This is a genomic window from Ruthenibacterium intestinale (genome assembly GCF_040096265.1).
Taxonomy (GTDB): Bacteria; Bacillota; Clostridia; order Oscillospirales; family Ruminococcaceae; genus Ruthenibacterium; species Ruthenibacterium komagatae.
This window is the reverse complement of record NZ_JBBMFA010000019.1, coordinates 1-2,603: the sequence shown is the minus strand read 5'-3', so window position 1 is coordinate 2,603 and position 2,603 is coordinate 1. Positions and strand designations below refer to the sequence as shown.

The following is a 2,603-nucleotide window of genomic DNA, read 5'->3' as shown; positions in this document are numbered from 1 at the left end:
GCGCGGAAGATGATAAACTGGCCGGGCTGCGCTTTATGAGCCACCAGCGGTGCTTCGATCACCATTTTGGTGACCGTGGGGTTCAGCGCTTCCTTCTCTAAAATTTTGTACAATGTCCTTCACTCCTTAAAAAACGGTGACAACTTCACTTTGAAAAAGGCGAAGCCGCTGCCCAGCGGCTTCGCCTTTCCAGTATAGCACAAATGCGGACTGGAATGCGCCCCGATTTATGCTTTTGTCAATTCCGGCAAAAAATTCGATTAGAAATCGATCTCTTTGTCATAATACACAGCCAGCATCAGTTTCTCCATATCTTCCTGGCTGGGCTGACGGGGGTTGGAGCCGGTGCAGGCGTCGGCAATGGCATTGGCAGCCACGTCATGCAGCTTCTCGTTGAACTCTTTCTCGTCGATGATGCTGTTCTCAGCAATCACGCCGCCCTCGCCATAGTTCTTGATGGACAGAGGAATGTTCAGCTGTTTGTTCATCTCGCGCAGCTCAGCAATCAAAGCGTCCACCAGCTCTTCGGTGGTGTTGCCGGGCAGGTTGATGAAGCGGGCAATTTCAGCATAGCGCTCAGCAGCCTCAGGAACCTTGGAGTTGTATTTAATGACCTTCGGCAGATACATTGCGTTGGCAGCACCGTGGATGATGTGGCCGCCGGAGAACGCAGCGCCGGTCTTGTGAGCCATGGAGTGAACGATGCCCAGCAGCGCGTTGGAGAACGCCATGCCGGCCAGGCACTGTGCGTCGTGCATACGATCGCGAGCATCCATATCGCCGTCATAGGATTTCTTCAGATCGTTGTGGATCATCTTGATGGCGTGCAGAGCCAGAGGATCGGTGTAGTTGCAGTGCAGAGTGGACACATAAGCCTCAATCGCGTGGGTCATAGCGTCCATACCGGTGTGAGCGGTCAGCTTCGGGGGCATTTTCTCAGCCAGATCCGGGTCAACGATGGCCACGTCCGGAGTGATGTTGAAGTCAGCCAGAGGATATTTGATGCCCTTGTCATAGTCGGTGATGACGGAGAACGCAGTCACTTCGGTCGCAGTGCCGGAAGTGGAAGGAATGGCGCAGAAGTGCGCTTTCTGACGCAGCTCGGGGAAGCTGAACGGAGTGATCAGCTGCTCGAAGGTGCAGTCGGGATACTCATAGAACGCCCACATAGCTTTCGCAGCGTCGATGGGGCTGCCGCCGCCCATGGCCACGATCCAGTCAGGCTGGAATTTGCGCATAGCCTCGGCGCCTTTCATAACGGTGGTCACGGAAGGATCCGGTTCGACGTTCTCGAACAGCTCAACTTCCATGCCGGCTTCTTTCAAATAAGAAACGGCGCGGTCCAAAAAGCCGAAACGACGCATGCTGCCGCCGCCAACAACCACGATGGCCTTTTTGCCTTTCAGGTTTTTCAGCTCTTCCAAAGAACCTTTGCCATGATACAGATCACGGGGTAATGTAAAACGTGCCATTGTAATGACCTCCATCTTATATGTTCCGGGCAAACCCGGCACGATTGTATTTTGGAAGCTCTCCGCTTCCCTTTGTTAAAATATTATCATTTTCTTTTTCCATTGTAAAATGTATAATAGGAATAAGGGCTATATGAAAAAAGAATAGCTTGTTTATTTTTTAACAATATCCAAGGAAGGAAGATTTTGTATGGATCTGACCCAGATGCGCTATGCAGTAGAAATTGCACAATGCGGCTCTATCAGCAAAGCAGCCAAAAAGCTGTACATGGGCCAGCCCAACTTATCCAAGGCGCTTCGAGAACTGGAAGAGGAACTTGGACGCCCACTGTTTCGGCGCACTGCCCAAGGAATTGAGCCCACTCGAGCCGGAGAAGAATTTTTGGTGTATGCCCGTAAAATTCTCAGCCAGGTGGAAAGCTTGAAAGCCCTTTATCAGCCCCAGGGACAAACCGAAGTACAGCTTTCTCTGTGCGTCCCTCGCGCCAGCTATGTAGCAAGCGCGTTCTGCCAATGGGCACAAGGGCATGCCAACGGGCATTTCCGCCTGCAATATCGAGAGGCCAATGCCAGCGACACCATCCAAACCGTTTTCACCGGTGACGCACAACTGGGCATCGTGCGCTACCACACCGAACGGGCGGATTACTTTGAGGGACTGGCCGCTGCTAAAGGGCTGCACCTGGCTCCTCTGTGGGATTTCCATATGGTGGCACTTATGCACAAAAGCCATCCGCTGGCTCCCATCGCAGATATTTCCCCCAGCCGATTGGCAGAATACCCTGAAGTCCTACATGGGGACATCACCGCCACCTCTCCGGAGGATGTATCTCCCACGGCGCAAGACAGCCAGTCGGGTTCACATATTCTGGTCTACGATCGCGCTGCGCAGTTCGATGTGCTTCGCAGTGTTCGCGGTAGCTTTATGTGGGTCAGCCCAATGCCCGCTGAAGTTCTGGAGCGGGAACAACTGGTACAGCGACCCTGCTCCTCCGGCTGGGTGTATCGGGACGCCGCTATCTGGCGCGGTCATCTTCCGGACGCAGCGTCTGGCTTTTTGGATACCGTCCATGAAAAAATCAATGCACTCATGCAAGTCTAAAGAAACCCGGGCAGCTTCTAGAAGCTGCC

2 protein-coding genes and 1 pseudogene are annotated in these 2,603 nt (G+C 53.2%); 1 reads left to right on the top strand and 2 read right to left on the bottom strand.

Translation table 11 applies throughout. The features are described 5' to 3' along the window. Together WMO24_RS00450 and WMO24_RS00445 are read right to left on the bottom strand one after the other, a co-directional pair. Window positions 1–113 (bottom strand): annotated as a pseudogene (locus WMO24_RS00450) (sulfide/dihydroorotate dehydrogenase-like FAD/NAD-binding protein); the annotation flags it as partial. A gap of 147 nt (window positions 114–260) precedes the next feature. Then, window positions 261–1,472, bottom strand: coding sequence for an iron-containing alcohol dehydrogenase (locus tag WMO24_RS00445; RefSeq protein WP_349214078.1), 1,212 nt, complete (start codon window positions 1,470–1,472; stop codon window positions 261–263). A gap of 190 nt (window positions 1,473–1,662) precedes the next feature. On the opposite strand from WMO24_RS00445, the gene WMO24_RS00440 reads away from it, so the two are divergent. Then, window positions 1,663–2,574 carry a LysR family transcriptional regulator gene (locus tag WMO24_RS00440; protein WP_349214077.1) on the top strand — a complete coding sequence of 304 codons (912 nt, stop codon included), beginning with the start codon at window positions 1,663–1,665 and terminating at the stop codon, window positions 2,572–2,574. Window positions 2,575–2,603 lie beyond the last annotated feature (29 nt).